At 51.6% G+C, this 25,595-nt stretch carries 16 protein-coding genes; 7 read left to right on the top strand and 9 right to left on the bottom strand.

The features are described 5' to 3' along the window. Positions 1-353 precede the first annotated feature (353 nt). From AB1L42_RS00570 to AB1L42_RS00550, 5 genes are all read right to left on the bottom strand, one after another. On the bottom strand, positions 354-1,913 hold the full coding sequence (locus tag AB1L42_RS00570; protein ID WP_367050050.1) for a c-type cytochrome domain-containing protein: 1,560 nt from the start codon (positions 1,911-1,913) through the stop codon (positions 354-356). 95 nt (positions 1,914-2,008) lie between these two features. Then, positions 2,009-4,447: a DUF1549 domain-containing protein gene (locus tag AB1L42_RS00565; protein WP_367050048.1), complete on the bottom strand. Its 2,439-nt coding sequence runs from the start codon at positions 4,445-4,447 to the stop codon at positions 2,009-2,011. A 40-nt stretch (positions 4,448-4,487) separates the two neighbouring features. Then, positions 4,488-6,977: a PPC domain-containing protein gene (locus tag AB1L42_RS00560; protein WP_367050046.1), complete on the bottom strand. Its 2,490-nt coding sequence runs from the start codon at positions 6,975-6,977 to the stop codon at positions 4,488-4,490. Positions 6,978-7,092: 115 nt separating this feature from the next. After that, complete coding sequence (locus AB1L42_RS00555) at positions 7,093-8,451, bottom strand: DUF1501 domain-containing protein (RefSeq protein ID WP_367050044.1); 1,359 nt, start codon at positions 8,449-8,451, stop codon at positions 7,093-7,095. Between the two features lie 147 nt (positions 8,452-8,598). Then, positions 8,599-9,285, bottom strand: coding sequence for a DNRLRE domain-containing protein (locus AB1L42_RS00550; protein ID WP_367050042.1), 687 nt, complete (start codon positions 9,283-9,285; stop codon positions 8,599-8,601). A 597-nt stretch (positions 9,286-9,882) separates the two neighbouring features. Here AB1L42_RS00550 and AB1L42_RS00545 point away from each other — a divergent pair. Further along, complete coding sequence (locus AB1L42_RS00545; protein WP_367050040.1) at positions 9,883-12,318, top strand: P-loop NTPase fold protein; 2,436 nt, start codon at positions 9,883-9,885, stop codon at positions 12,316-12,318. Positions 12,319-12,495: 177 nt separating this feature from the next. On the opposite strand, the gene AB1L42_RS00540 is transcribed toward AB1L42_RS00545, so the two are convergent. Next, positions 12,496-12,885, bottom strand: a complete 390-nt coding sequence (locus tag AB1L42_RS00540; RefSeq protein ID WP_367050038.1) for a VOC family protein — start codon at positions 12,883-12,885, stop codon at positions 12,496-12,498. A 333-nt stretch (positions 12,886-13,218) separates the two neighbouring features. Here AB1L42_RS00540 and AB1L42_RS00535 point away from each other — a divergent pair, with 333 nt between their 5' ends. The 4 genes from AB1L42_RS00535 to AB1L42_RS00520 all read left to right on the top strand — a co-directional run bounded on the left by AB1L42_RS00535 (position 13,219) and on the right by AB1L42_RS00520 (position 19,007). Further along, positions 13,219-14,382, top strand: a complete 1,164-nt coding sequence (locus tag AB1L42_RS00535) for a substrate-binding domain-containing protein (protein ID WP_367050036.1) — start codon at positions 13,219-13,221, stop codon at positions 14,380-14,382. Between the two features lie 152 nt (positions 14,383-14,534). After that, positions 14,535-16,856 carry a PSD1 and planctomycete cytochrome C domain-containing protein gene (locus tag AB1L42_RS00530; RefSeq protein ID WP_367050034.1) on the top strand — a complete coding sequence of 774 codons (2,322 nt, stop codon included), beginning with the start codon at positions 14,535-14,537 and terminating at the stop codon, positions 16,854-16,856. A 10-nt stretch (positions 16,857-16,866) separates the two neighbouring features. Continuing rightward, on the top strand, positions 16,867-18,306 hold the full coding sequence (locus AB1L42_RS00525) for a DUF1501 domain-containing protein (RefSeq protein ID WP_367050032.1): 1,440 nt from the start codon (positions 16,867-16,869) through the stop codon (positions 18,304-18,306). A 233-nt stretch (positions 18,307-18,539) separates the two neighbouring features. After that, on the top strand, positions 18,540-19,007 hold the full coding sequence (locus AB1L42_RS00520; RefSeq protein WP_367050030.1) for an SRPBCC family protein: 468 nt from the start codon (positions 18,540-18,542) through the stop codon (positions 19,005-19,007). Between the two features lie 78 nt (positions 19,008-19,085). Here the strand turns inward: AB1L42_RS00520 and AB1L42_RS00515 are convergent, their stop codons facing one another. Continuing rightward, a complete protein-coding gene (locus AB1L42_RS00515; protein ID WP_367050028.1) occupies positions 19,086-19,853 on the bottom strand; it encodes an MBL fold metallo-hydrolase in 768 nt (255 codons plus the stop codon). A 131-nt stretch (positions 19,854-19,984) separates the two neighbouring features. On the opposite strand from AB1L42_RS00515, the gene AB1L42_RS00510 reads away from it, so the two are divergent. Then, positions 19,985-20,464 (top strand): hypothetical protein, encoded by a 480-nt coding sequence (locus AB1L42_RS00510; RefSeq protein ID WP_367050026.1) that lies wholly within the window; start codon positions 19,985-19,987, stop codon positions 20,462-20,464. 111 nt (positions 20,465-20,575) lie between these two features. Here the strand turns inward: AB1L42_RS00510 and AB1L42_RS00505 are convergent, their stop codons facing one another. Continuing rightward, complete coding sequence (locus AB1L42_RS00505) at positions 20,576-23,503, bottom strand: FtsX-like permease family protein (RefSeq protein ID WP_367050024.1); 2,928 nt, start codon at positions 23,501-23,503, stop codon at positions 20,576-20,578. Between the two features lie 314 nt (positions 23,504-23,817). On the opposite strand from AB1L42_RS00505, the gene AB1L42_RS00500 reads away from it, so the two are divergent. After that, positions 23,818-24,573 (top strand): ABC transporter ATP-binding protein, encoded by a 756-nt coding sequence (locus AB1L42_RS00500; protein WP_367050022.1) that lies wholly within the window; start codon positions 23,818-23,820, stop codon positions 24,571-24,573. 29 nt (positions 24,574-24,602) lie between these two features. On the opposite strand, the gene AB1L42_RS00495 is transcribed toward AB1L42_RS00500, so the two are convergent. Continuing rightward, positions 24,603-25,583: an alpha/beta hydrolase-fold protein gene (locus tag AB1L42_RS00495; RefSeq protein WP_367050020.1), complete on the bottom strand. Its 981-nt coding sequence runs from the start codon at positions 25,581-25,583 to the stop codon at positions 24,603-24,605. Positions 25,584-25,595: the final 12 nt, after the last annotated feature.

Here is a 25,595-nt window from a genome sequence, read left to right as displayed (position 1 = left end):
TCGTTGCAATTAAATTTGCGACGTTAAGTCGATTTTTGAAGCTTTTGGTGGGCGTGGTAGGGTGAGGGAAAGAAGGATGTTCGCCGTTTGTTGCTCTAGAATTTCGAAGATTGTTCGAACCAAGGGAGGGATCAAAGTTGCTTGATATGGTATTCGATCGCTCGCTTGGATGCGAGCATCGAGATGCGATCGATTGCAGAATGCGGAGAAGTGCGCGTGGAGCTCATGCCGAATAAAAAGAGAAGCCGACGCAATTGCTCCCGCTGAGGAAGAACTACGTCGGCGATTATTTGTCGAGTTTTTTGCGTGATTTGAAGTTGATCAGTTCTGTGGAGAGTCACAAAATGCTGGCATCATTCTGCGTTTCGTTCTTCGAGGGTTTCTCGAAGACTCGCTGCTGCTTCTCGCAATTTGGCGAGGGATTCCTCGGTTACGCGGACAGCTTCCTCAGCTTCGAGGACAGCTTGCAGGAGGGCATCCTCCGAACTGGCGGGTGATGCTTCTTCTTGTGGAAGAATGGACTCGTCGCGGCTCGCCCGGGTTCTCAGGGGCCACGGGACTTCGATGCGGGCCATTGCTTGTGCCACAGGCAGATTAAATGGTTCTCCGTGAGTTCCATACTTCGTATCGAATGGATGTATGCGACCACTCGCGTCAGCCACTAACAGCTCCGATCCTGCGGGATTGAAGACGAGTTTGGTGACTTCGTCAGCCGTTTCGAATTCGTCAATCACTTCACCTTCTGGAGTGATAATGACAACTTCATTTTCTCGGCTTCCCAGTGCAATCAGACCTGACGGATGCCACGCCGCTGCCCGAAGTGCACCTTTTCCGAAGTCCCAGACAGCTTGTTGTTCACCGGTGTGAAGGTTCCAGATGCGGGCGGTTCCGTCTTCTCCTATGGAAAGCAAGTGATCCGAAGTGGGCGACCAGACGAGCTCGGGGACCGCACCAGTGTGCCCACGCAAGTTCAGGAATTCTTTTCCTTCGTGCGTGCTCCAGATTCGAATCCCACCAAATCGGTCGCTTCCCGCGACAAGGAGGCCATCCGAACTGAAACTGACAGACAATACCCAGTCGGTTTGTCCGCTGAGTGTTGAAATCACTCTCTGTTGCTCAACGTCGAAAACTCGGATGGATTTCCACGGCCCACCCCACGCGAGAAATTTCCGATCGGGAGTTGCGTCAGCACTGAGGACGGATTCATATTCCTCTGGTGTTTCGATGAGTCGCTGACCGTTCGATACGTTGAACACGACGACCTTTCCGGAATCGCCGCCGAGTCCACCACCTGCAATCAGCCACTCGCCGTCGCTTGAGTATCGAAGCGAGAAGACTTCACCTTCCGGAAACGTGAAAGCCTTCCGTGTTTCGTGTGACACAGCGTCCAGAATGACGATCTGCTTCAAGCCTGATACCGCAATTTTTTCTCCCTGAGGATCGATGGCCATTGCTGTGATCGCGGTCAGTTGCGTGAGTGGAGTGACTGCCGAAAGGTCCCCAGACTGACTGCCTTTGGAAGTGGCCAGAGTCGGTTCTCCACCTGGTTTGGAAATCAGTCCTCCTGCGATCCAGTCGTGCAACAGCTTGATCTCTCCGGATGGAATTTTCGGTTTGCCCGGAGGCATCGCCGGTTCTTCCAGATGAGCGACAACGGTGTACAGGAGGCTGTTTTCTGGTTCTCCTGCAACTACCACAGGACCGGAGTCCGAGCCCGCCTGAAGGCCAGAGAGGGTTGAAAGATCAAGACCGGCTCTGGGCTGATTGCGAGAGTGACACGAGGCGCATCGCTTTCGAATCACTGGCCGAAGCTGGTCGTAAGTGACAACATCTTCCGATGACTGAGCGAATGATGCTGTTGCTTGGCTCAATAACCAACAGACAGTCAAGACAGACAAGCGACCTTTACTCACTTCAAACTCCTGATGTGATCTGTCTGGATTGTTGGCCAGACCTATTCTTGACTCGCGGTGGATAAAACTCGAAAGAAAAAGAACGGTGATATTTATTAGTGGTTGAAGATAAACTCGTTCGAGTTAAACAGAGCCCACAACAGGTCTTCAAGATCTCCAGCGATGTCTTGGCTGGTGCTAAGCTTGACAGCAATAGCTGTTCTTTCGCTTTCTGTCGGGCGGCGAGATAAGCATCTCTCATAGAGTTCGGCGACCACAGCCATGGCATCATTATGTTCCTGAATGAGTTCGGAGACGATTTGACCCTCTTCGATTTTTCCGGTCGTCACTTCCCCATTGAGAAGATGTAGTGCCTGGGAAAGGGTTGGAGATGTCGAGACTTCGCAGCTGCAGGGAGTATCTCGATCAGCTCGTCCGAATGTCGTCAGGAAGTAATTGAAACTTTGACCGTCGGCGACATGGACTGCGCGACTTCCGGGAGGCAGGTTGGGGAATTCTTCTGTTGTGCCGTTGACCTGATTAATGCAATCAAGCAAGACCTCCGCTCGGATTCGCCGGATTCGGCTGTGTGAGAAGTGCCTGTCGTCCCAGGAGTTTTCGTCGGTTTCGCTTGATGAGAGCTGATAGACGCGTGAGATGCAGATGTCGCGAACGAGCGGCTTGATGTCGAATTCATAGGCAGCCATCCGCTTTCCGAGTTCCTGTAGCAATTCCGGATTAGACGGAGGGTTGCTGACACGGACGTCGTCATAGGGCTCGATGATTCCAAGTCCGAAGAAGTGAGCCCAGACGAGGTTCGAGATGTGTCGCGAAAATGCATTATTGTCATAATCCGTGAGCCATGAGGTCAGAGCCTGCCGGTAATCATCGTCCGCGGTTAAGTCGGCAACGTCCCCTCCTAAGAACATCGGATCGACGGGTTGGCTATTCACGGGATGAAGCATCTCCCCTTCGCCAGTGTTGAAAATTGTCAGTTCGCGAGGGTCAGAAGCATTCTTATAGCCGACCTGACTGAAGAACGCAGCGAATCCGTAGTAATCATCCATTGTCCAGCGATCAAATGGATGGTTGTGGCATTGAGCACATTGGATTCGCATTCCGAGGAACGCTTGAGCGACGTTCTCAGCCAACAGCAGCGGTGAAGTTTCTGTCTGGAAATAATTGGCTTGGGGAGTCGTAAAAGTCCCTCCGCTGGCAGGCAAGACATCGGCCAGGACATCGGCGATTGTGGCACCGGATTGAATTCGTTCGCGGAGCCACTGATCGTAAATCTGCAGTCCTTTTTGGCTGAGACCGTTAGCTGTGCGAACCTGAAGAACTTCCGCCCACTTCATGACCCAGATGTCGAGGAACTCCGGCCGCTCAAGTAGTTCATCAACCAGTCGTTCACGTTTGTCGGGGCTTTGGTCTTCCAGGAAGCTGTGAAGTTCCTCAGAAGTCGGAAGTAATCCTAACAGGTCGATGTAGACTCGTCGGATAAAGACTTCATCGCTGGCGATCTTTGAAGGCGTGAGGTGTAAATTTTTCCAGTGAGCAAGAACCAGTTCGTCAATGTAATTGTTCGCAGCAAATTCTGGAGCTTGATAATCCAGTTCCGGACGAACAATGAGGCTGGTCCCAGAAGTGAAAGCATCATAGCGAGCGAGAATGAAAGCGGTTCCCGGTCCAGTGCTCGTGACGAGTCCTCGGTCCGTGACAACTGCTGATCGTTCGTTGTTGCTCAGGAAGACCGTCATGTCAGTGACGTCACGTGTACTTCCGTCGCTGAAGTGAGCTGTGACCGTTAAGAGTTGGTCTGAGTTTGTTTCGTTGAAGATAGCTTGTTCCGGGAAGACTTCGATTCCGACCGGGACTGGTGTTTCTGCAGGATCGGGTTTTGCTCCGGACTGAAGCCATTCGACGAGGATGCGGTACTCGCGACTTTCCTCATCGAAGAGCTGGCCGCCCGTATGTGGAACCATTCCAATCGCTTTGTTGACTAGCAAACAATCTTTGGGGGAAGCAAGATTGATGCGGCGCCCTGCAAATTCACGAGTGATGCGTTGATAGTCGCCATCAGGGTCGTAGCCGTACAGGCTGAGCTGAAAACCGTCTTTGCCTGATGCCTGCCCATGGCATTTCCCAGCATTGCAGCCGGAACGCGTCAGTACTGGTAAGACATCGTTGCGAAACGTTAAGGCTGGAGAAACGTCTGCGTTTGTGACTTCAACTTGAACACTCGCATCCAACCCGTCGTGTGAAACGAGTAACTCTGTTTCTCCGTTGGCAACGGGAGTGACGAAGCCATCGCGGAGGATGATGATTCCAGACTGCTTAGGAGCAATCGATGCGCTCAGTGAAACATCTTCGGTATGCCCATCAGGATAGGTCTTGACGATGACCATCGACTGAGAGGCCCGCTTGGAAGTGAGTTTCACTGTCGGTGGGTAGACAGACAATCTCGGCTGCGAACTGTTTTCGAACGCAAGAACGCAATGCGGAAGAATGAACTGGAAGACCAGTGCAACAGCCACCAGTAGTCGTGACGACTTCATAAAATATAGTCCCTTCAAAATTCAGGGGATTTATGTCGATTTAGTCTGTGATTGTCGATTCAGAGGGATCATCGGAGTTTGCTTCCAGACGCTTATCGGGAGTGGTCTGAATCGTTCTCAGAATTTCAAGCGGTGTGAGAGGGCGCCCCGATTCGTCCATCTGAAAATCGTCACGGCTGACAATCTTGACGCTGCCGCCACGACCAATTCTGTAGACGACTTGATGGTCATCCCATGAACCGGAGATCTCGCAATGCAATCCCTCGAAGACTCCCAGCGGAGCGTTTTCTGCGAAGTCGACTTCAAACGTGACTTCGTCGGCATCGCTCGCTAACTGAACGGGTTCAGCAGAGACTCGAGATGGCAAACCTGCGAGCGTCGCAATGCACGAAGCGGGGATCTTTCCAGTGACGGCGAGTGGGATCGTCAAGCTGACTGACGTTCCGGGAGTTGCAAAGAGTTGCCCAAGTTCAGCCGAGATGGGAGATTCGATCACGTTGAACGATAAGATTTGGGTCGCGACTGCTTGGCTTTCCGAAGCTGAACTTTGTCGACCGTATGATGAACGACCAGTCGCAGCAGCGGTTTGGTCTGTCTCCTCTGTGGGCTCTCCAGCTTTTCCTTCAGCGACGATGGGCCAGCTTCCGGTTGTTACATGCCCATGAGAGCGAAGTTCATAACGACCGATGGTTTCGTGAGAGGGAATCGTGATCTTCTCGGGGCCATCGACCCAAGTCGGAAGAAATGGGATCGAAACCTCGATCGGGTCGTGAAAGTCTTCGTGGCGATCAACTTGGACGAGCAACTCGACTGAACCATCTCGCGCGAGACCAGTCGGCGGCTCGAGAAACGAGATCTTGAAGGGAACGGGCTGGGTGACTGCGAGTGCAAGCCGATCTAGCTCGACACCTTGAAAGAGTCGGTCTGCTGAACCAGCAACGAGGTCGACAGGCTGACGATACCCACCCAGGATTGTTGGTCCGTTGTGAGCACTGCGAGCCATGATTGGCAACAGGGATCCACCAACTGAAGCATCGTCACCGGCGGTGAAAATGACAGGCATTAAGTATTCTTCTTCGGTGATTTCATCGCAGTTCGCTTTGACGCCGGCTGGAAGTTCAGGAAACTCAACCGACGAGTTTCCTGACCATCGATTCCGTCGGACACCAAAGAAACCAACCGAACGGTTCCCTCGAGGAACAGAAATCGTCTGCCCGTCTTGAGTGAGTCGAGCCCGCTTGGCGAGAAATGTTTCCAGCGATGGTTCGATATAGTCCGCTTCAACCCGATAGACGAAGCGTTCACCCCCTGCCCTTTGCTTGTCAATCACCTTCAGAAAATAGACTCCGTCGTGCGGGCAATTCCATACAAGCCCGCTATCTAATCCGTGGCGGTCATCGTTTGATGTGATCAGTGAGCCATCTTTGCCGTGAATGCTAATCACAGTGTCGACCGGAGATCCAAGCCGTGTTGCGTAGGCTGCAAATTCAACCATGTCCCCTTGACGACAGCGAAAACTGAAAATGTCTTCGTCACCAGGTTCGGAAATGACTCCGTTGAAGGCGATTGGGAGATCGGGGCCGTCTGCACTCTCGTCAATCCTTCCATTCGGTTCGATTTCAAGAAAGTTCCCGAACGCTGAAACACGGAATGGAATCGGCGTCGGTGGCCGTTTTCCGTCCAGTTCTGGGAAGAAGTCATGCGTCCCTGTTGTTGTGACCTTTAAGTTCTGGTTCCAACTAGCTGTTGCGTCGCCTTTGACTTGTACTTCGATCGATTGATTAACTGGTCCGCCGGGCGGATATACATAGTCTGGACGAGGAAAGTCTCCCACGTGCAGCACATATCGCGTGTTTTCGTCACCATCTGACCCAGACGTGTCGACGGAAATGTTGTATTCACCATCGGTCGGAGCAAGCATTGAGAAGTACGGGTCTTGTCGGGCAAGGTTGGTGTCATCAGCACTTGTCACAACTGAGCCATCCGGTCCGGTGACTTGCAGCCTCGTGTCGGTCAGATTCATCGCGAGTCGAATTCCTTCAACTTCACCCGCCAATCGTTCACCTTTCTTGAGGGCAATTCGATAGTGATCGACGTCACCCGATTCGACTACCCCTAGAATTGACACCCCAGATTGAATTGGCTGTGCGGCAGACGGGTCGTTGTTCGGTTCAACTTCATCGATGACACCAGAAGCGAGAATGCGAAGCACTCGCAAGTCTGAGAAGCCGTCATCATTCCTCAGTCGATAGGGATGATTTCCAAGCGGGCACTCGGTCGTCGCATCAATCGTCGCGACGAACTGACCTTCGTTTTCAGGATCAGCGTGAACTTCATGACAGATGAGCCCTTCTCTGTAGAAGTGGACGTCCGATACTATGCCAAGTTCAGAACCTTGAAGGCGAAGCTCAAAGCGGCTCCCCTGCTTTCCCACACCGGGAAGGGCTTTTTCTACTTTCGGAGGTGCAGAAAAAGCGGTTGAGCTTATAACGAAGATGCCGATCAACAGTGAGTGAGCACTGGCTTGCATGTGCACAATCATCCCCCTTCAACAGATGAGAACAGTGCGACGGACAAACTCGGTCTTAACGAACGAGTTGTCGTCGCCTCCCGTCAAACTGTTACAACTTTGAATACGCCTGTGATTAACCGATGAGCCCTGAGACAACTTTTCCATCCACAACGATTCGTTGAGGACGGTCACCCGGTGACATTAGATAGTCTCCACCATCAATTCCGAGCAGGTGGTAAACGGTGTGGGTGTAGTCTTCGACAGAGAGCGGCTGATCAGCTGGTTCGGCAGCGAGTCGGTCCGACTCTCCGAAAGTTTGACCACGCTTAATTCCACCTCCAGCCATGACAATACTGAACACGCGTGGCCAGTGGTCGCGTCCACCACCGGCATTGATTTTTGGTGTCCGACCAAATTCGCTTGTGACGAGAACAAGCGTCGAATCGAGCATGCCACGTTGATCGAGGTCTTGGATGAGACCGGAGAAACCACGATCAAAATCGGGCATCGCTGTTTCAATTCCGCGATAGTGGAAGGAGTGCGTGTCCCACGCACCGTAAGTGACCGTTATGCAACGGACACCAGCTTCGACTAAACGCCGAGCAATCATGAATCGCGGACCAGTCGATGTGCTGCGCCCGCCACCTCCACTGATGCCGTACAGTTCTTTTGTCGCCTCATCTTCACCTTCGAGTGAGAAGGCGGCTTTCGCTTCTGGCGACGAGAGCATGTCGTAGGCTCGTTGATAGAACGAATTCATTGTCGCGAGCGAATCATCATTTGCCTGTCGATGAAAATGATCGTCAACGAGTTCCTTCCAGCCTTTACGGTTGTCAAAACGAGCGTCGTCGATTCCGGGAGCCATGTTGAGGTCTCGAACCTGAAAACCTCGCCGAGATGGATCGGCTCCAAGTGCGAACGGGCCGAAAGCATTGCTAAGGTAGCCGCTACCGAAGAATTCGCTGCCTTGTGTTGGAACACAGACATAGGGAGGTACTGCTCCGCGTTGTCCGAGTTTATTCGAAATCACACTGCCCATACTTGGATAAACCAAAGCCGGGCTCGGACGGTATCCGGTAAACATGCTGTGTTGTCCGCGTCCATGATCGACGTCAGAGTGTGTCATACTACGCACGACCGTCATCTTGTCAGCAACTTTCGCAGTGTTCGCCATGTGCGAACTGAAGCGAACCCCGGGAATCGAAGTTTCGACAGTTCCGAGGATGTTTCCGCGATATTCAACCGGGGAATCAGGCTTCGGATCAAAGCTGTCCATGTGGGCGAATCCACCGGACAGATAAATCTGGATCACCGATTTGGCTTTAGGTTGCGCCTCGTGTTTCTCAGCTGCAAGACTCTGCGATTGAAGGAGCTGACCGAGTGTTAGGCCCACGCCACCAGCCCAACCAGCGTAAAGAAAGTCACGTCGCGACTGACGATTGAAGTGAGATGGATCTGCGTACCAGGTACCAGGTGCGGGGCTCTTTGGCATAAGATGAACTCCTTTGTATGTTGTGATTATCAACTTGTTGATGACTTGGTGATCGAAGAAGACTGTGAAGGAAAATTCAAGAGGACGAGAAAGTGGTACAAGCTAAGATTTCGCTGGGATTAATTCAGAAACGAGGCGAATCAGACCTTAGTTCTCTGAGTCAGTTTCGAGTGAGCGTCCAGCTGGCGGGAGATACTCAACGACCAGTTTCGGACGTTGCGCGATTTTGTCGAAATCGGAGGTGTAGAAGTCCCAACCGTTTCCACCCGTGTTAAGAAAAGCCCAACCGTGGTTTTCGTCCCCGCTGACCCAAGCCTGCACCGTGTCGGTCACTTCAAAGGGGACGTAAGAAGCACTGGCCGCGATATTGCCGAATGTGAACGACTCCTTGGACCGTTGTGCTTCAAGATCATCAGCTGTCACGCCTGAGATCATTTTGTTCCAGGTGGGGGCCTCGCCAAATGGGACAAGCATGCGATGCAAGTGAACCGTGTTACCCTGATCGAACGCACTCACCAGCAGCTTGGCTGAGACAACAGTTGCACCGGGCGGAATTTGGCCGGGTTCTTCTCCGATAATGCCGTCAAACCGCATTAAGACCTGACTCTCTCCGCCTCCGTTATTTCCATCACAGGTTGCCTGTGGATTGGAATTAAGAATGGTGGTCGGAGCGAGTTCCCAGATTTCGACATCGATCGTGCCGTGATAGCCATTCACTCCGAAACAAAACGAAGCAGTTTTCGAAGCGAACTTGTCATCAGCTTCGGCTGATCGAAGCAGACAGACGGATGCAGCAAATAAGCCAATAGACAGAACAAATGATCGAGTACTCATGTGAACCTGATTCCTTCCTGGAGAAGTCAGCGTCGTTGAATACCCGGACCGTAGCCCGCCCGCGTTAAGATCCTTTAATCATCAAGTCAAGAATCGGCAATGAAGTGCGTCGACTGAATCTGCTGTGAACAGTATGGAAAAGAATCCCTGATTTCACATATTCTTCATTCAGCAATTCGTGCCAGAAATTGCTGTCAAAATGAATGCGTCCAACCTCTGTATTGATTCAAGAAGGAATATATTCGACCAAACCGATCGTTCACAGAATCGAAAACAAACCCAAACGCGAGACCATGGTTCCTCTCGCTTTTCGATCACAATGCCACCTTATTCGGGTTTTCGCACCTTCAGGGCTTCACTTAGTATTCGTACTCGTTTTGACAACGCAACTGCGATCATAGTCGACTTTGCAGTCTAACGATCTTTTTCCGATTAAAACCAAATGGATTGTCTTGCCACACATGAAGACTGGTAAAACTACTCGTCAAACAAGCCTCAGCAGCCAACATAGGATCGACTGGTGCGTTAATCTGGTTTGCGTAGTGATCGCTGGTGTCTTTCTGGTTCCCTATTTACGGACTCAGCCTGAGAGCGTTCATGAATTCACTCGAGGATTTCCCGACTGGCAACGAACTTCTGTTTCTGTTTTCTGCCTGTGTTTTGATGGCTTCTGTACTCTTTAAGCTCTTTTCTCCTCGCCTTTCTCATCTAAAGTATTTCTGGACTCATCCACCTACATGGTCGGCTTGGTTAGTTGGTGGAGTTCTCGTTTGCGGATTCGATTTGTGTGTCGGTTTGTCGAATAACACTTACTCCGCCTCGTGCTTGGAATGGCTCTTCTATGGCGGTGGTTCCATTTTGACAGTTGCTCTCGTCCGTCTGCTCAGTTCGGTAGGAGATTACGTTACCGAAACTGCAGAAAGCGTTCTTCCAATTTCCGGAGGATTAGATGCGGTCGACTGGTCCAAGTTGGAACCTTGGCTTCAGTCTGATGCACCAGCTGCCCAAGACTTTCTCGGTAACTATTCAGTGTCTCAGCGACTAAGCGGATTGCTCGCGGATGGAATACGATCCATTGGAATTGTCGCTCCATTCGGTGCAGGCAAATCGAGCGTGGTGAATTGGATCGAAAAGCAATTGAATCAAGATTCGGGTGAATATTTGATAAGTAAGCATAGTTGTTGGGGATTCGAGACTTCAAGAGCATCGATTCACTCTTTGCTGGCGGATGCAATTGGTAAGGTCGAAGAAAGAGTTGACACTTTTGAAGTAAGCTCACTTCCTGAGTCGTACCGGCAAACGTTTTCTGCTGGTGGTGAATGGCTGGACAACGTCTCCAGTATTTTGTTTGGTCAGAGAAATCCCATCGACCAATTCCGTCAACTGTCTGCGTTACTCGGCGATATAAATGTTCGTTTGGTGTTCGTGGTTGAAGATTTAGATCGCAATAACAGTCAATCATTCGACATTCAGGACGTTCTGGCTTTCCTTCAGCAGCTTAAGGACTTCCCCAACCTGTCTTTTATTTTGACCGGTGGGCTGAATTCAACTGCAAGGATCGACTTCGCAAAACTGTGCGATCACATCGAATACCTCAGAACGATATCTATTCAGCAAGCTGGTGACCTTGTATCTGCTCTTCGTCAGAGATGCTTCGATCAAGAAGCAATTTCTCACATCTGCCTAGCTGACCCAAGTAGTCATAGTTGGCAAACAAAACAGTGGTTGCACCTTCCGTTCGATCGTGGGATTCACCCGCTGGAATCGATTGCCCGCTTGCTCAATACTCCAAGAGCTTTGCGTCATGCATTGAGTCTTACTTATCGAGGGTGGCAGAACCTCTATGGCGAGATCAACTTTGATCATCTCTTAGCTGTAAATGTGCTTCGTTACGTTGCACCGGAAGCATTCTCTTTTGTGCTGCGGCATTGGCATCGATTCCATGAGAAGCCTCCGGAATATGTGATTGAAAGTGATCGAATGGATCGAATCCAGACTTCGCTTTGCCAAGAATGGAGCGAAGTCTGTTCGGTCGTGGATTGGGATGTCGAAGCCGCAAGGGCACTGATCGATCTAATCTTGCCTTCAGCTCAACTTTGGCTTGAGGGTACCGACTCAAGCAGTTTAGATCGTCTCCAGGGTGTTCAGGACGAACGGTATTGGAATCGAGCGTTGACCGAGAATGTCTCTCCTGATGATGTGCGGGATCAGACTGTGCTCAGAGATATAAAGCAATGGTTTGACAATCCCATTGGTGAGGCAGCATTAGCGGTCGGTATTAGTACTGATCCTGCTTACAGTACTGTTTGGGAATACTTAGCTCATGAATGGTTTTACAATCAGCGAGATGAAATTTTGCTTCTTTCCAGTCAAGTGCTGGCGCAAATTCAGCAAAGAGACGGATGCGAAGCGTCGAATGAGAGCCAAGGATTTATGCCAGTCGAGCGTTTCGCAAGTCGGAATGTTGAACTAGTCAAAGCTAATGCTAAGTGGCTTGAAGGTCAAATTTCGGAGGCAGCAACTTCGAGTTTGGAACTTGTAAATTCACTTTGGTACTACTGGGGGGCTGGGGTCAACGGGATCCTCAGACCAGAAGATCGTGATCGAGTTCGTCGCCATATCAATCTTACTTTACAGCAGCAACTAGTCACGCCCGAAGCGTTTGCTCAGATCGTCAATCCTTCGTCTCGCTATACGATCTATCATTTGGTTTTTGATCCTGGTGGACATACGCCAGTGCACGCTGGCACGGCATTGTGGAAGTGGATTGGTCCAGTCTTGATGGAAGGAGTTCGATGTGGGCAAGTGGCTGCTGCGATTGGTGTTTGCGGTCTGATTCTCAAACGAGACGGTTCATCGCTCGGGGTTCGATCTACAGCCGACATGGAACGACTGCGGGAGTTCTTCGGGGACGACGCAGTCGAACTCGTTAATGGCATCGAGAATTTAGTTCCAGAGATCGATGAGAACAACCGAGCTTTTGTGAAAGAAATCGTGCATTCTGCTCGTTCGAGTTTGGGGACAGAAATATGAACGTCGAAAAGGACAACAACAACTCGCGAATGAAAAGATGGCTTTCCAGGACTTCAGAAGGGACATAAGGGGATCTCGCAGCAATGAAAACTGTTGATGACGCAGCTTGTGTGTGCAGCTGGTTCAGCGATGTTGCGTTTCTGGCGCCAATAGAACTCTTCTCTCGCTCACCGATTCTTATGTAATTCGATCAGCGTATGGCTCGTTGGTTCGGGGTTCTGTTCCAATCCACAGTATGTTCCCGTCGATGTCTTCGAACTTCATTGCGTACGCCCAACTCCAGTTTTTCGGCTCTTGTCTGACCTTTGCTCCGGCGTTCTTCCACTCTTCAAAGAGTTCTTCACTTTCCACGCCGATCCAGACCCACTGTGGGGGCGATGGGCCAAACGCTTCAGCCAGCATCAGGCTGCAACCATCACGGTTCACCAAGCAAATCTTGCTCCCGTCTTCGCCACCCCACTCAAGGTGAAATCCAAGTTTTTGAGTGTAGAACGCGATGCTTTGAGTCAGGTTCGAGACAGGGATCACCGGGATCGTGTTTTCGATTTGGCGAGTGTTCGAAGTCATGTCTCAATATCTATGGTGGAACTTTGCGGTGACGGTCTGACGATTGAACAAAGAAGTGGTAAGAATTCCGTCAATGAGTCATCAAGCGGTCTCGTAACTCCGGTCTCTCGTTTAGGGTAACATTGCCGTCAATGTAGAGTCCACAATTCCGGGGCAATCTGTGACGTCGCGCCGTATTTTTTTGGCATTATTAGGCTTGGAGACTCTCGAATTTCAAGTTGAGTTTGATTGCCTAGCTTGGCGGGATTGAAGAGTAAGGTGTGCGCAGAGGCGAAAGTCGATTATGATGATGCGCAGTGCGGTAGTAGTGTTGATCTGTTTATTGGAACACGTGTGAGAACGTCGAATCGTCCGAAGCATGTTGGGATTCTCGTCGAAACTGATGATTCCTGGGGTAGGAACATAGTTGAGGCGGTGTGTCGATTTGGTCGCGGTCGTGGCTGGACAGTGTTGATTACTCCGCGTGACCCGCAAGGGCGTTTACGATTGCCGACTGTTTGGAACGGCGATGGTGTGATTGCGTCGCTGCGGAGCGAAGCTTCGGTTCGGCATGTTGAGAGTCTGGAGTTGCCGGTTGTGGATGTGGGGAACATGGTCCCGAAGCATGACTGGTTGGCTCGTGTTGCGACCGATGATGCTGCGCGCGGTGTGATGGCGTTTGATCATCTTCGCGAGCGAGGCATCGAGCACTTTGCGTGTTACGCCCCGCCGATTGGTCGTTACTCGGATATTCGATCTCTGTCGTTCAAAGAAGCGGTTGAAGAAGGCGGATTCGAATGTGCAATGTATGAATCGACATCCGAAGACGCTGCAGGATGGTTGACGAATTATTCAAACGTTCGACAGTGGCTTTCGACTCTTCCGCGTCCTTTGGGAATCTTCGCGGCCGATCCGTATCCAGCACGGCAACTTGTTGAGATCTGTGCGTTGGAGTCTGTTCGGATTCCGGACGACGTTGCGGTCCTTTCGGGTGATGATGATGACCTGTTGTGCAATGTGGCTTCGCCTCAGATTTCGGCAGTCGAGTTGGCGAGTCATCGGATTGGAGAAACGGCGGCGCAAACTTTGGATCGCTTGATGAAAGGTCGTCGTCCTGCGAAGCGACCGGTCTTGATTCCTCCGCTCCGAGTTCGGGAACGCCACTCGACCGATATTCTTGCGATGGCAGATCATGAGGTCGCCGAAGTCTTACGTTACATTCGCGACAATGCCGGACAAGGGATGACCGTGTCCGATCTGTTGAGAGAGTTTCCAATTTCTCGCAGGAGGTTGGAGAAGAGATTTCGGGCGGTTTTGAATCGTAGCCCTGCGGAAGAAATTCGACGTGTCCGAATGGCTCATGTCGGACGCCTGTTGTTGGACTCTGATATCCCTATCGCTCAGATTGCTGTTGAGGCTGGTTTCGCAACGAGCGCATCGCTTTCGCAGGCGTTTCGCCAGCACTTCGGGGCGACTCCCAGCGAGTATCGTCGGCGGAACGATTTGAAAGAAAACTGACGCGGGAAAATATCGAAAGTGATTTGCGCAAACGCGAATTGTTGTTTGGGCTGACTCCAGTAAAATGGAGAGTCCAAATTTGCCTACCGATCACAATTGCGGAATCTCCTTCCCGAATGTCCCCCCGGAACGATTTTCACTGAGGTCTTTCTGTGAATTCATTGTTGAGTTGCTGTTTTGCGTTCATGGCCATCTGGCTTGGATTGCTTGTGCACAGCGTTTCCGGCCAATCCTCAGACGCTCTCAATCCTCCCGAGACGATTGATTTTGAGCGAGACATTCAGCCGATCTTTCGTGAGCACTGCTACGAATGCCACGCGGGAACCACTGAGGAGGGCAATCTCAATTTGGGGATTAAGGAAAGAGCGTTCGACGGTGGTGACAGCGGGACATTGATCGAAGCTGGAAAGGGTGAAGATAGCTTGCTGTTTCAAATGATTTCCGGCGACGAGGGGGAGCGACTCATGCCGCCGGATGGGAGTAAACAGCTTTCGGTTGAGCAGATTGAACTGGTTCGTCGATGGATCGATCAAGGTGCCGTCTGGCCTGCGAGTGCGAATGTTGTCAATCCAAAGTTGGATCGAGCCAAGACCCATTGGGCGTTTCAACGTCTCGCCGAACAAGCGATTCCTCCGTCGCGGCATTCTCATGACAACTGGTCGAAGAGTCCAATCGACCGCTTCATCTATCAGAAGCTGCATGAGGCAGATTTGCGGCCAGCTCAGCCTGCTGATGCGAAGACGCTGGTCCGTCGATTGTATTTCGATCTGATCGGACTACCGCCAAACCCGGAACAGGTGAGTGAGTTTGTTCGCGATCACAATCTGGATCCTGACAAAGCAATTGAGAAGTTAGTCAATCAACTCCTGGATTCTCCTCACTACGGAGAGCGATGGGGACGGCACTGGCTGGATGTAGCACGATATGCCGACAGCGATGGGCAGGAAGCAGATACAGATCGACCATTCGCTTTCCGCTACCGCGACTTTGTTATCAAAGCTTTAAACGATGACATGCCTTACGATCAATTCGTACGGTGGCAGATTGCGGGAGACGAATACGCCCCCGACAGCGACGCTGCCGTCTCGGCAACCGGGTTTCTCACTGCTGGAACGTGTTACAAGCTGCCGGATTCCTTCCTTGAGAGTGAGCGACTCTTAAATCGCTATAATGAGCTGGACGATGTGATCTCTACTTTAGGGTCCGGGCTACTGGGGATTACAGTTGCTTGTGCTCGCTGCCACGATCACAAGTTCGATGCGTTCTCGGCGAAAGATTACTATCAGTTGCTGGGAGTTTTTCATAGCGGTGATCGCGTGACGGCAAAACTTCCGAGCGGCGAAGACGGGTTTTTCTTCAAAGACTTCGATAGTGAGCGAAGGACGACGTGGTTGTTTCGCCGTAGCGACTTCTACGATCGCGAGATCGAGCTTGATCTCGGGTTCCCTGAAATGTTGTCTGCTGGTGCTGATGCGAGTCAGTATTGGGAACAAGCGAAAGCTGCTTACTCTGAAATGGGCGAGCCCAAGAGTACGCTTCAGCGGCGGGCTCTGGCCAATTGGATTACCGATACCGTTCAAGGGGGCGGAGCGTTACTGGCTCGTGTGATCGTCAATCGGGTTTGGCATCACCACTTCGGAAAGGGAATTGTCCAGACGACGGGTGACTTTGGTGTTCGCGGCGTTCCGCCGACGCATCCGGAACTGCTCGAGTATTTGACGGATGATTTCGTCGACTCCGGTTGGGAGCTGAAATCACTTCACCGCAAAATCCTTACAAGCGCAGTATGGCAACAGTCGAGTACTCAAGAAGCTGTTGATCCTCGCGGACTGAACGTTGATCCGGGCAATCAATTGTTATGGAAGATGACTCCAGTTCGGCTTGAAGCGGAAGTGATTCGGGATGCAATGCTCTCGGTGAGTGACACATTAAATCTGCAAGCTGGTGGGCCAGGATTTAAGCCTTACATCTCTCCAGAAGCTAATCTCGCTCGGAATATTCAAGGCGAACGCTATCCAGAAAATGCTCCCGATGACGCCAGCACACGAAGACGCAGCGTGTACATGTTCCACAAGCGGCTGATTCCCTATCCAATGTTCCAAGCATTTGATCGGCCGGACTTAATGGTCAGCTGTGCACGCCGCACAAACACTACGGTCGCACCGCAAGCGATGGTGATTCTGAACGATGGTTTTGTCCGGGCTGTTGCTCGTGAATTTGCAGAGTTGTTAGTTGACAGGACATCTGCGGAGTCGTCTTCAACCGATGTAAACCTCGACTTGGTGATCGAATTAGCATTTCAATTGTCCTTCTCCCGTCTCCCGACTGAAAGTGAAATTTCAGCGTCAACGGAGTTTCTGGAAACACAGATTCAAGTGAGATCGGAACGCAGTGAAGAGAATCCTCAACTCGAAGCTCTGACCGATTTTTGTCAGTCACTTTTCGGGTTGAACGAGTTTATTTACGTGAATTAGGTGGCCTGATATGAAAAAGCAGCCTCAATTGTTTCCGTGTGGTCGCGTTGCCTCACTGCTCAGTCGACGAGAGTGGTTGTGTCGAGCGGGAGGCGGTGCTGGGATGGTTGGACTCGCCAGCCTGCTCGCTGACCAGAACCTTCTCGCTGCACCTGATCCGGTGGATTCAGAGGAGCCGATCACTTCACTCCTTCCGAGAGCAGGTCATTTTCCTGCCAAAGCCAAGTCGATTATTTGGCTGTTCATGGAAGGGGCTCCCAGTTCGGTGGACATCTTTGATCCGAAGCCGGAATTGGAAAAACGAGATGGCCAAAAGACCGACATTCAGGCGTTCTTTGGCAATCCTGGACCAATTATGAAGTCCCCGTATTCGTTTAAACAGTACGGAGAGTCAGGACAGTGGGTGTGCGATAAGTACACGAATGTTGCCAAACATGTCGACAAGATGGCATTTATAAAGTCTTGCCATAGCGAGTCGAATGATCACGTACCAGCGATCTATCAGATCAACAGCGGGCTGCCTCGTCCGGGCTTTCCAACTGCGGGAGCCTGGGTGACGTACGGTCTGGGAAGCGAAAATCAAAGTCTGCCCGGTTACGTCGTGATGGGGAATACGCAAGGAGCAAAAGGCGGGCCGCACAATTGGGGGGCAGGGTTTCTGCCCTCGACGTTTCAGGGCACGCTTTTCCGATCTCAGGGGACTCCAGTTCTCAATCTCAATCGGCAACCGGAGATCACCCAACAGGACCAACGTGCTCAACTCGACTTAATGGCGAAGTTGAACGATGAGCATATGAGTCGACACGCCCGGGACGCCGAGTTTGCCAATCGAATGCAGTCGTTCGAGTTGGCATTCCGAATGCAGCAAGAAGCGACGGAGGTTGTTGATCTCTCCCGTGAGACGCAGGCTACACATGACATGTACGGCATCAATGATCCCAGATCTAAGTCATTCGGATCGAAGTGCCTGATGGCCAGAAGGCTTGTCGAAAGTGGTGTCCGCTTTGTGCAGGTTTACAGTGACGGGGAATGGGACGCCCACGACAATCTTGAAGAGAATCACACGCACCATTGCCAAGCGACAGATGTCCCCGTGGCGGGACTACTGGCCGATTTAGAACAACGCGGCCTGCTTGACTCGACGCTTGTCATCTGGGGAGGCGAATTCGGGCGGATGCCGATTTCTCAGAACGGTAAAGGCCGCGACCACAATCCGAAAGGCTTTTTGCAATGGATGGCAGGTGCGGGGATCAAAGGCGGAACCAGCTACGGAGAAACCGACGAACTCGGTTATGAAGCTGTCGAAAATCCGGTGAGCGTCAACGATCTCCATGCCACCATGCTCCACTTGCTTGGGATAGAACACGAAAGATTGACTTATTTCCACAACGGTCGCAGCTATCGCTTAACAGACGTCGCTGGAGAAGTGATTCACGACATCCTTGCATGACACATGAGTGCGAAGTCCGCCGAAGTCGTCTTACTCGTTTAAGAATTCTGCGTGACATGTTTGTAAATGAGTTCATCGAGTTTCTGATATGAGAAACGGAAACCCGGTCACCAATTTGGGAGCCTTCCCTGCGAGATTCGAAGAACTTTGAGAAAAGTCGAGCGCGTTGTCGATTGAAGTAAGTTGAATTCGACTGATGGAAAACGATTCAACTCAATAAGGATAAGTGTTTCATGCCGCGGTCGTCGAATTCCGTTCAGCTTCATCGTGTGCTTCGTGCTCCAGCTTCTCGTATCTATCAAGCCTTCCTGAACCCGGATGCACTCTGCAGGTGGCTGCCTCCGCGCGGTTACATCGGCAAGATTGATCGCTTCGATCGATTTAATCCGCAACAGGGAGACAGCTTTCACATGACGTTCACCGCATTTGCAAACGGTCACAGCCATTCATTCACAAGCTACTTTGTCGAATTAGTTCCGTATAAGAAAATTCGTCTGTGTGACGAATTCGACGACCAGGCCCTGACTGGCAAGATGAGCAAAACGATCACCTTGCGATCAGTGAAGTGTGGAACAGAGCTGAGAATTCTGCATGAAGGCCTGCCGCAGGCCATCCCCGCTGAAAAGTGTTACCTGGGATGGCAGGAGTCTTTGCTCCAACTTGCCGACCTCGTCGAACCGGACTTCTCGCAAGCCGACTAAATGTATTGAAGTCGCATCGCGTTACGAAATCTTCGAGACTCTTGCTGAATTGTATTGAGAGTACTCTTTGCTTTGCTCTCAATCTCTTTGTTCGGAGGGCAATTCGTTGATGTCGTGGTAGCCGACGAAATCAATCTGGTCATGATGGTCTCGGAACAGTCTTCGCAATTCTGAAAGAGATTTCCGGCGCATTTGATCGTCTTCAGCTCGCTGCGCCGCAAACGCGTCGACGGGATGATTCTCTTCGGACAATTCAGGACGTAGGTAGTAAGCGTCGCCAGCGTGCAATAGCCAGCGGTCCCCTTGTTGGATGGCAACTCCACAGTGGCCGAGCGTATGGCCAAAGAGCGGAATTAGCAAAACCTCCGAGGAATGTTCCAGTGGGAGCGAGCGAGCTTTCAGCCCAAACCATTCACGATCGTTGTGTTCGCAGAAAGCCCACTTTGGGCGATGTTCAAAGTGAGATGAAACATAACGTGGAAGTTCATTGTTAAGTTGATCCAACTCTTCTTTGGCAAGATGTATGGTGGCATTCGGGAAGTCTGCCAGTCCGCCAGTATGATCAGGATCACAGTGTGTCAGCACGATGTGGTCGACGCGATCAGGAGAGAGTCCAAGTTTTTCGATTTTCCGGACGGCCGTGTCCACCTCGTTGAACTGGAATCCTGCCAGATCAATCAGGTCCTGACCAAGTCTGCCTGCAGGATCCTGAACGTCGAGTAATCCAATTCCGGTGTCGATCAGAGTCAACCCCTGCTCGTCTTCCAACAAAAGGCAGTGGCAGACAACAGTTGGATAACCACTCACAAGAAGCGTTCCGCAGTTGATATGATGGATCTTGGTCATTGGACTACTTGAATTCGGTTTCTCTTGAGTGCGAAGGCATTCTCGATGTGACTCTGTCGAGGTCGGTGCGAAACTGGAGTCTAATCGAAACTCAGATGAGTCAGAAGGAATCGCAGAGATTCGACCTATTGATGAATCACGTGCGCGCAGGCAAGTTATGCATCTGCCGAATCACCGGATGGGAATTTCCTCACGGCAATGGAAGTGAAACGGATATGCATGAATATGTTGTCAATCTGTCTCACGTGAAAAATATCTGGTCGATCGTGGAAGAAATTGACGAGTGTGAGAGCCAACGATTGATTGACGTGGCGAGGATACGCTCTGCCGAATTACTCAATAAGGCGGACAAAAACATGTCCGATGTTGAGCGGATGGATGTTGAAAACGTCAAATCGCTCTGTCGGCTTCCCGACAAGACACTCCTTGAAGCGTCGACAAACATCATCAGTGACGTAATCAACTTCTCCGAAGACGTTATGAAGATATTTAAGTCAGTACTTTCGACCCGTGAGTTGACAGGCAAAGAACAGCAAGTTGGAATCATGCTGAACGAATTGCTTGACCAGGTTCTCAAGATCAGCGGTCGCAACACACGCAATAAAGGTTGATTGACGTCGGATGCCCCCTTTTTCATTTGATTCACACAAAACGCAGAATCAAACGAAAGTACCGTTCATTGGACGATCGTCGTTGCGTTCTCAGTTGCCGGCGGCAAGCTGTCATTTACGAAGCAAGCTTAACGTTTCTGTTCGGACGGTGCGGAGTGCGGGCCAGAGTCCGGCGATCAGGCAGAGTGACAGGGTGAAACCGAACCCAATTGCGAGTTCTTTCCAGGGAATCACGAGAGATGGGGGGCCCGCAAAGAAGCCTCCCCCGTAGCGAGCCATTCCGACTCCACTCCATCCACCCACGATGCCAAATGTCAAACTGAGCAGGCAAGCGGCAAGTCCGATGAGAATGGTCTCAGCAATGATCAGGCGGAGGACCTGCCACCTAGTAATCCCGATTGCACGCATCACACCAAACTCCCAGGTTCGTGCGCGGACCGATGCGATGACTGCGTTGGCGACCGCCAGTGACATGATTGCCAGAGTGATAAGCGGAAGCATGCTCATTCCCCAAATTGTCGCTTCTGCGTGCATTCGAATTGCCCGGTCGACGGTCTCGGTCGCGGTGACTCGGGCAAACGGCCGATAAGATGTCATGCTGCCGAATCCCTGAACATCAATGGTTGTCCCGGCGTTCGACTCAGCAATTTTCTGTAGTTCCGATTCAATCGCAGCGAGTGAGGCAGATGATTCTTTGTTCAGCCAGAAAAACTCCGATTGCGGCAAATGGAAGTCCGCTTGCACATCCTCACGACTTGCGAACATCATGGCGGCGGTCCGAACATGATGGCGTCGCACTCCGGAGAATTTCGTGATCCAGTGCCAGCCCGGAAGAGAAATGACACCTGCGACGCGATAGGTCACAGTCTCGTCGGGAGAATTAGGTGGTTGAAAGGCCAGCTGATCGCCCGTTCCGATTCCAGTGAGCATATGAAAGTCCTCCGAAACGAGGCATGCCCCGCCCTTCTCGAGTTCTCTCGCTGCAGACTCTCGATCGCCATCGACGAACTCAAACTGAAAGAGTGGATCATTGCCACCGATAGCCCGCTGTGGGTCGACTCCGAATAGGACCGCATTGTCATATCTGAGCGAATCCGGCTCTTCACCTTCAGGCCAGCGAAATCGCGGTTGTTCAATCGTGACAGGTAAGACCTCGTCGGACTTGATTCCTTCGATGTTCTCGATCTGCTGAAAGCTGTCGTCGTCCACTCCCACGGGATGAAACGCTACCAGAACATCGGGCATCCAATCACCGGGCAGAAACGGTTGCAGCATGGAGTATCCCCAAACCTGCGTCGATGTATATAAGCCCAGTCCAACAGTTAAAGCGAGCGTGGCTCCAATCGTTCGCCACATGTTGCTTGAGAGTTGGGTGTCCACGAGTTGATTGTCGAGCCAAAAGAGCTTGCTCAGCAAGGGGGAAAACCAGCGTTCACAAATCGTGATAACTGCGGGAGTCAGAAGCACAATGCCGAGCAATAGAGCTGGGTAGGCAATGACCGAATAGCTGAAGACACCCCATTCGGGAGCAATCGGCAGCAGAAAGACGATGACCGGTGCCAGACAAGCCAGTACCAGACCTGCAATCGTGAATGAAATCCAACGACTACGACGAGGTGACGGGATCTGTTCGGACATCGCTTCAAGTGGTGTGATTCTCATGACTCTCCAGACAGGGAGAATCGCCGCCCCAAGTGCACCAGCGAGTACTGTGGTCAAACTGAGTGTAATCGTTGTCCAGCCAAGACCAACTCCAGAATTAAAGAGTCCCGGCATGACTAGATTGCCCAACGAGATCAACATCGCTCCGGTCAGCAATCCGCCCGCCCACCCGAGCCCGGACAATAGTAAACTCTCGAAAGCTATCAATCCTCCGACTTGAAGACGCGTCAGTCCAATCGCTCGGAGCATTGCAAATTCGCGGCTACGCTCGGTGACACCCATGCTGAGGGTCGACAGGATCACGAAGACCGCAGCCAACGACGCCATTCCCGTCGCTGCCCATGCTTGAGAACGTTGAGATGAGACGCTGCGCGTGGTCTCCATTCCTCCGCGGACCGTTGAATAATCAACTAATCGCAGCGGTGGTTTGATCGCAGAAAATTTCGACTTCCAGGCATCCTGAAATTCTTCTGTTGAGACCGTATCTCGGAGGGCAATCTGCAACACTGTCGGTCGCGCACCGAATCCTGTGATTTGCTCGGCGATCTCAGGGCGAACATAGACAGCGTTGGTTGCGACGCCTTGAACGTAAGCACTCGGAAGAGCCAGTTCCGCTTGTTTCGGATTACTCTCGGCAGCATTGCCTGAGTCCATTTGTTTGGAACTCTGCTCCGGATTTTCAACGGCGGATTTGGGACTGTTCTCTCGACCTTCTTGAGGAGTGCGGCGGGGGCCTTGGAGATTGAGCGATGGGGATTCCAGTGCTTGCTCAATGAGTCCGATAACGGGCAATTCCATCTGATTCGCCAGAGAAGTGACGAGAATTCGATCACCGACTGAAATCTTCAGGTTTCGCGCTGTATGCACTCCCAACACAGCTCCCGGAGTATCTGGCTTTCCGTCGAGCCAGTCTCCTCGAACCAGTTCATACGGTGGTGAGACGGCGGGAGTTCCAACCAACAGTGGGTCGATGGGGGGAGCACCGTGGACTGGAGGTTTTGACCCGACCAGCAACCCGAGCGTCGTCTCCGGTTGAGTTGTGTCGCTCGGCTGGGCGATACGTGTGACCGTCACCCGTGATTGAGAGACTGGATTCACTTCCAGCACGCCAACATCGCTTTTTAGTTCCTTGAGGATCTGTTCATCGACGATGTTGGAAGCACTCGGCGGGCCGATCGGAACGATCAGCGCATCGTAACGCCCAAGATACTTCTGAGCGTTTTCATCAAACTGTGACACCAGTGCGTCGTACCCGCTGACAACCCAAACGACAGCGCATGTCGAGGCAATGACTCCAAAAATCGTGATGAGCGGGCGCCCAGGGTGATGCCACATCTGCGAGAAAACGAGTTTAGCAATGAGACTCCAGCTTTTCATAAACAGAATCCACGAAGTTGTATATTTGTCTGGGCGTCAACATCTGTCCTGATAGTTGTCGCTTGAGCGGTACGAGAAGTGCAAGAAATGCGCCGGTATGAGACGTGTTCTCTTGCAGGCATTTCGATTCACCAGATCGGAAGTTTGTCGCAGTCTCTGCGCAAGTTTCATAGGTGCGGCGAGTCTTTCTGAATCAAGCACAGGCTCGATTTTTGGGAATCGTTTCGCTCAACTTGTGGCGAGAGATGCGTCACCTGCGGCGAAAAAAACGCCTGTTGAAAACTGCTTAGATCCCCATTGAATGAAATTCGAATATGAACGACTCTCCAGATTCAACTCCACTGATCGTCGAAGATGTTTGGAAGACTTTTTCACGTGGCGCTTCACCGGTCGAAGCGCTGAAAGGTATTAACCTTGAAGTCAAGAACGGCGAGTTTATCGCGATCATGGGGGCATCTGGATCAGGAAAGAGCACGCTGCTCCACGCTATTGCCGGATTGACGAGAGTGGACTCCGGTCGCATCCTCATTTCCGGTCAGGACATCTCGGAGTTGTCGGACTCTCGGCTCACAAAGTTTCGACGCAAGCATCTGGGGATCGTGTTTCAATCGTTCAATCTCATTCCGACGCTCTCGGCTGAGGACAACATTCGCCTCCCTGCTTCACTGGGCGAACATCATGAAGATCAGGTCGACGCGCTTCTCGAACGACTCGGAATTCAAGATCGACGAAACCACATGCCCGGAGCCATGTCAGGTGGCGAACAGCAGCGAGTCGCCATCGCGAGAGCCCTCTCTTGCCAGCCAGACTTGTTATTGGCTGATGAGCCGACCGGGAGTCTCGATTCGGTCACTGGCCAGGAGATTTGTAAACTGCTCAGAGGACTTTGTGACGAAGAGCAACGCACCATTCTGCTCGTGACTCACGAACCGAACGTGGCCATGTGGGCGGACCGTGTCGTAGTGCTTCGAGATGGGACGAATCTCTCGGAGTTTGAAACTCCAGATCGTCATGACCCGTTGGAAGTCGCTCAGCAATATCAAAGCTTACTCACTGTAGGGAGCTGTTAATCCGCATGTCACTTAATCTGCGTGGCCAGTTAATCGTCCAGAGCGAATTGCATCCCTTTGCTTACAGCAGGCAGTTCAGCACTTCCATGATGTGCTTCGGGGATTTCTTGAAAGTGAACTTCCAGATTGTGAATGCCAGCTGATTGGAGGCGTTCGACCAGTTGGCTGGCATCGCCGATCTCGGTTTCTTCTCGAAAAGCTGGTGGTTTTTCTTCTTCGTGTCCGGGTGGGGGATTCAGTTCGAACTCACCGATCGTCACGAGAAGTCGAGTGTTGTGAGCAAGATGTTCTTGATGGGAGCTACCTTGGGGACGATCAGCGAGAGTTTCGACTCCGGTTGAGAGTCGCTGCACGAATTGTCTTTCTTCATTGATCAAAGAGCCAGCATTCCACCACAGCGATGGGCTCGAAGTCACGAACGTCTGGAAACTCTCCGGGTTCTTCAAGAACGTATGTAGTGCGAAGAGACCGCCGAACGAGTGCCCAAACAAAGTCTGGCGGTTGGTGTCAATTTCGAAGCGGCTTTCGATCTCCGGCTTCAATTCATTCTCGATGAACTCGAAGAACTCTTGGCATCCACCCGTCTTCTGGTTGGAGAAAGGCTTAGCTTTTGTATTGAGCCATTCGTGATCAGCGGGCGGCGTCAAATCGAAAGTTCGACGTCCTCGTCGGAGAATCGGATCGTCTTCAATGTATCCGATTCCCACAACGACAGCTGGACGATCATACCGCGACTGCCCTTCGACGGCGGCGATGACGATGGGAAAGCTGGAGTTGCCGTCGGTGTGATATACTACGGGCCAACCCCGCGGCGGGCGTTCGCCCGACGGTTGTGCAACGAAGATGCGGTAAGTTCGTCCATGGACCGAGCGCATGTCGAACTGTGCCGTATTGGGAATGCTGACTTGTGGCAACTCAGAACCGGTGATCACACCTGCGTGATCGCCAGCTACTGCGAGTCGAGAGCCGATCGTCATGATCAGGAGAAGATGAAAGATGCGGTGCAACACTCGGTTCCGTCG

The sequence above is a fragment of the Thalassoglobus sp. JC818 genome (assembly GCF_040717535.1).
Taxonomy (GTDB): Bacteria; Planctomycetota; Planctomycetia; order Planctomycetales; family Planctomycetaceae; genus Thalassoglobus.
Note: the sequence above shows the minus strand (reverse complement) of the source record. Positions and strands in the feature narration are given on the sequence as shown.

Excerpts from the sequence above, each read along its gene's own strand:
- AB1L42_RS00520 (WP_367050030.1), top strand. The coding sequence starts at position 18,540 with ATGCCGCGGTCGTCGAATTCCGTTCAGCTTCATCGTGTGCTTCGTGCT.
- AB1L42_RS00540 (WP_367050038.1), bottom strand. The coding sequence starts at position 12,885 with ATGACTTCGAACACTCGCCAAATCGAAAACACGATCCCGGTGATCCCT.
- AB1L42_RS00510 (WP_367050026.1), top strand. The coding sequence starts at position 19,985 with ATGAATCACGTGCGCGCAGGCAAGTTATGCATCTGCCGAATCACCGGA.
- AB1L42_RS00500 (WP_367050022.1), top strand. The coding sequence starts at position 23,818 with ATGAACGACTCTCCAGATTCAACTCCACTGATCGTCGAAGATGTTTGG.
- AB1L42_RS00555 (WP_367050044.1), bottom strand. The coding sequence starts at position 8,451 with ATGCCAAAGAGCCCCGCACCTGGTACCTGGTACGCAGATCCATCTCAC.
- AB1L42_RS00545 (WP_367050040.1), top strand. The coding sequence starts at position 9,883 with ATGAATTCACTCGAGGATTTCCCGACTGGCAACGAACTTCTGTTTCTG.
- AB1L42_RS00515 (WP_367050028.1), bottom strand. The coding sequence starts at position 19,853 with ATGACCAAGATCCATCATATCAACTGCGGAACGCTTCTTGTGAGTGGT.
- AB1L42_RS00560 (WP_367050046.1), bottom strand. The coding sequence starts at position 6,977 with ATGCAAGCCAGTGCTCACTCACTGTTGATCGGCATCTTCGTTATAAGC.
- AB1L42_RS00525 (WP_367050032.1), top strand. The coding sequence starts at position 16,867 with ATGAAAAAGCAGCCTCAATTGTTTCCGTGTGGTCGCGTTGCCTCACTG.
- AB1L42_RS00565 (WP_367050048.1), bottom strand. The coding sequence starts at position 4,447 with ATGAAGTCGTCACGACTACTGGTGGCTGTTGCACTGGTCTTCCAGTTC.
- AB1L42_RS00505 (WP_367050024.1), bottom strand. The coding sequence starts at position 23,503 with ATGAAAAGCTGGAGTCTCATTGCTAAACTCGTTTTCTCGCAGATGTGG.
- AB1L42_RS00550 (WP_367050042.1), bottom strand. The coding sequence starts at position 9,285 with ATGAGTACTCGATCATTTGTTCTGTCTATTGGCTTATTTGCTGCATCC.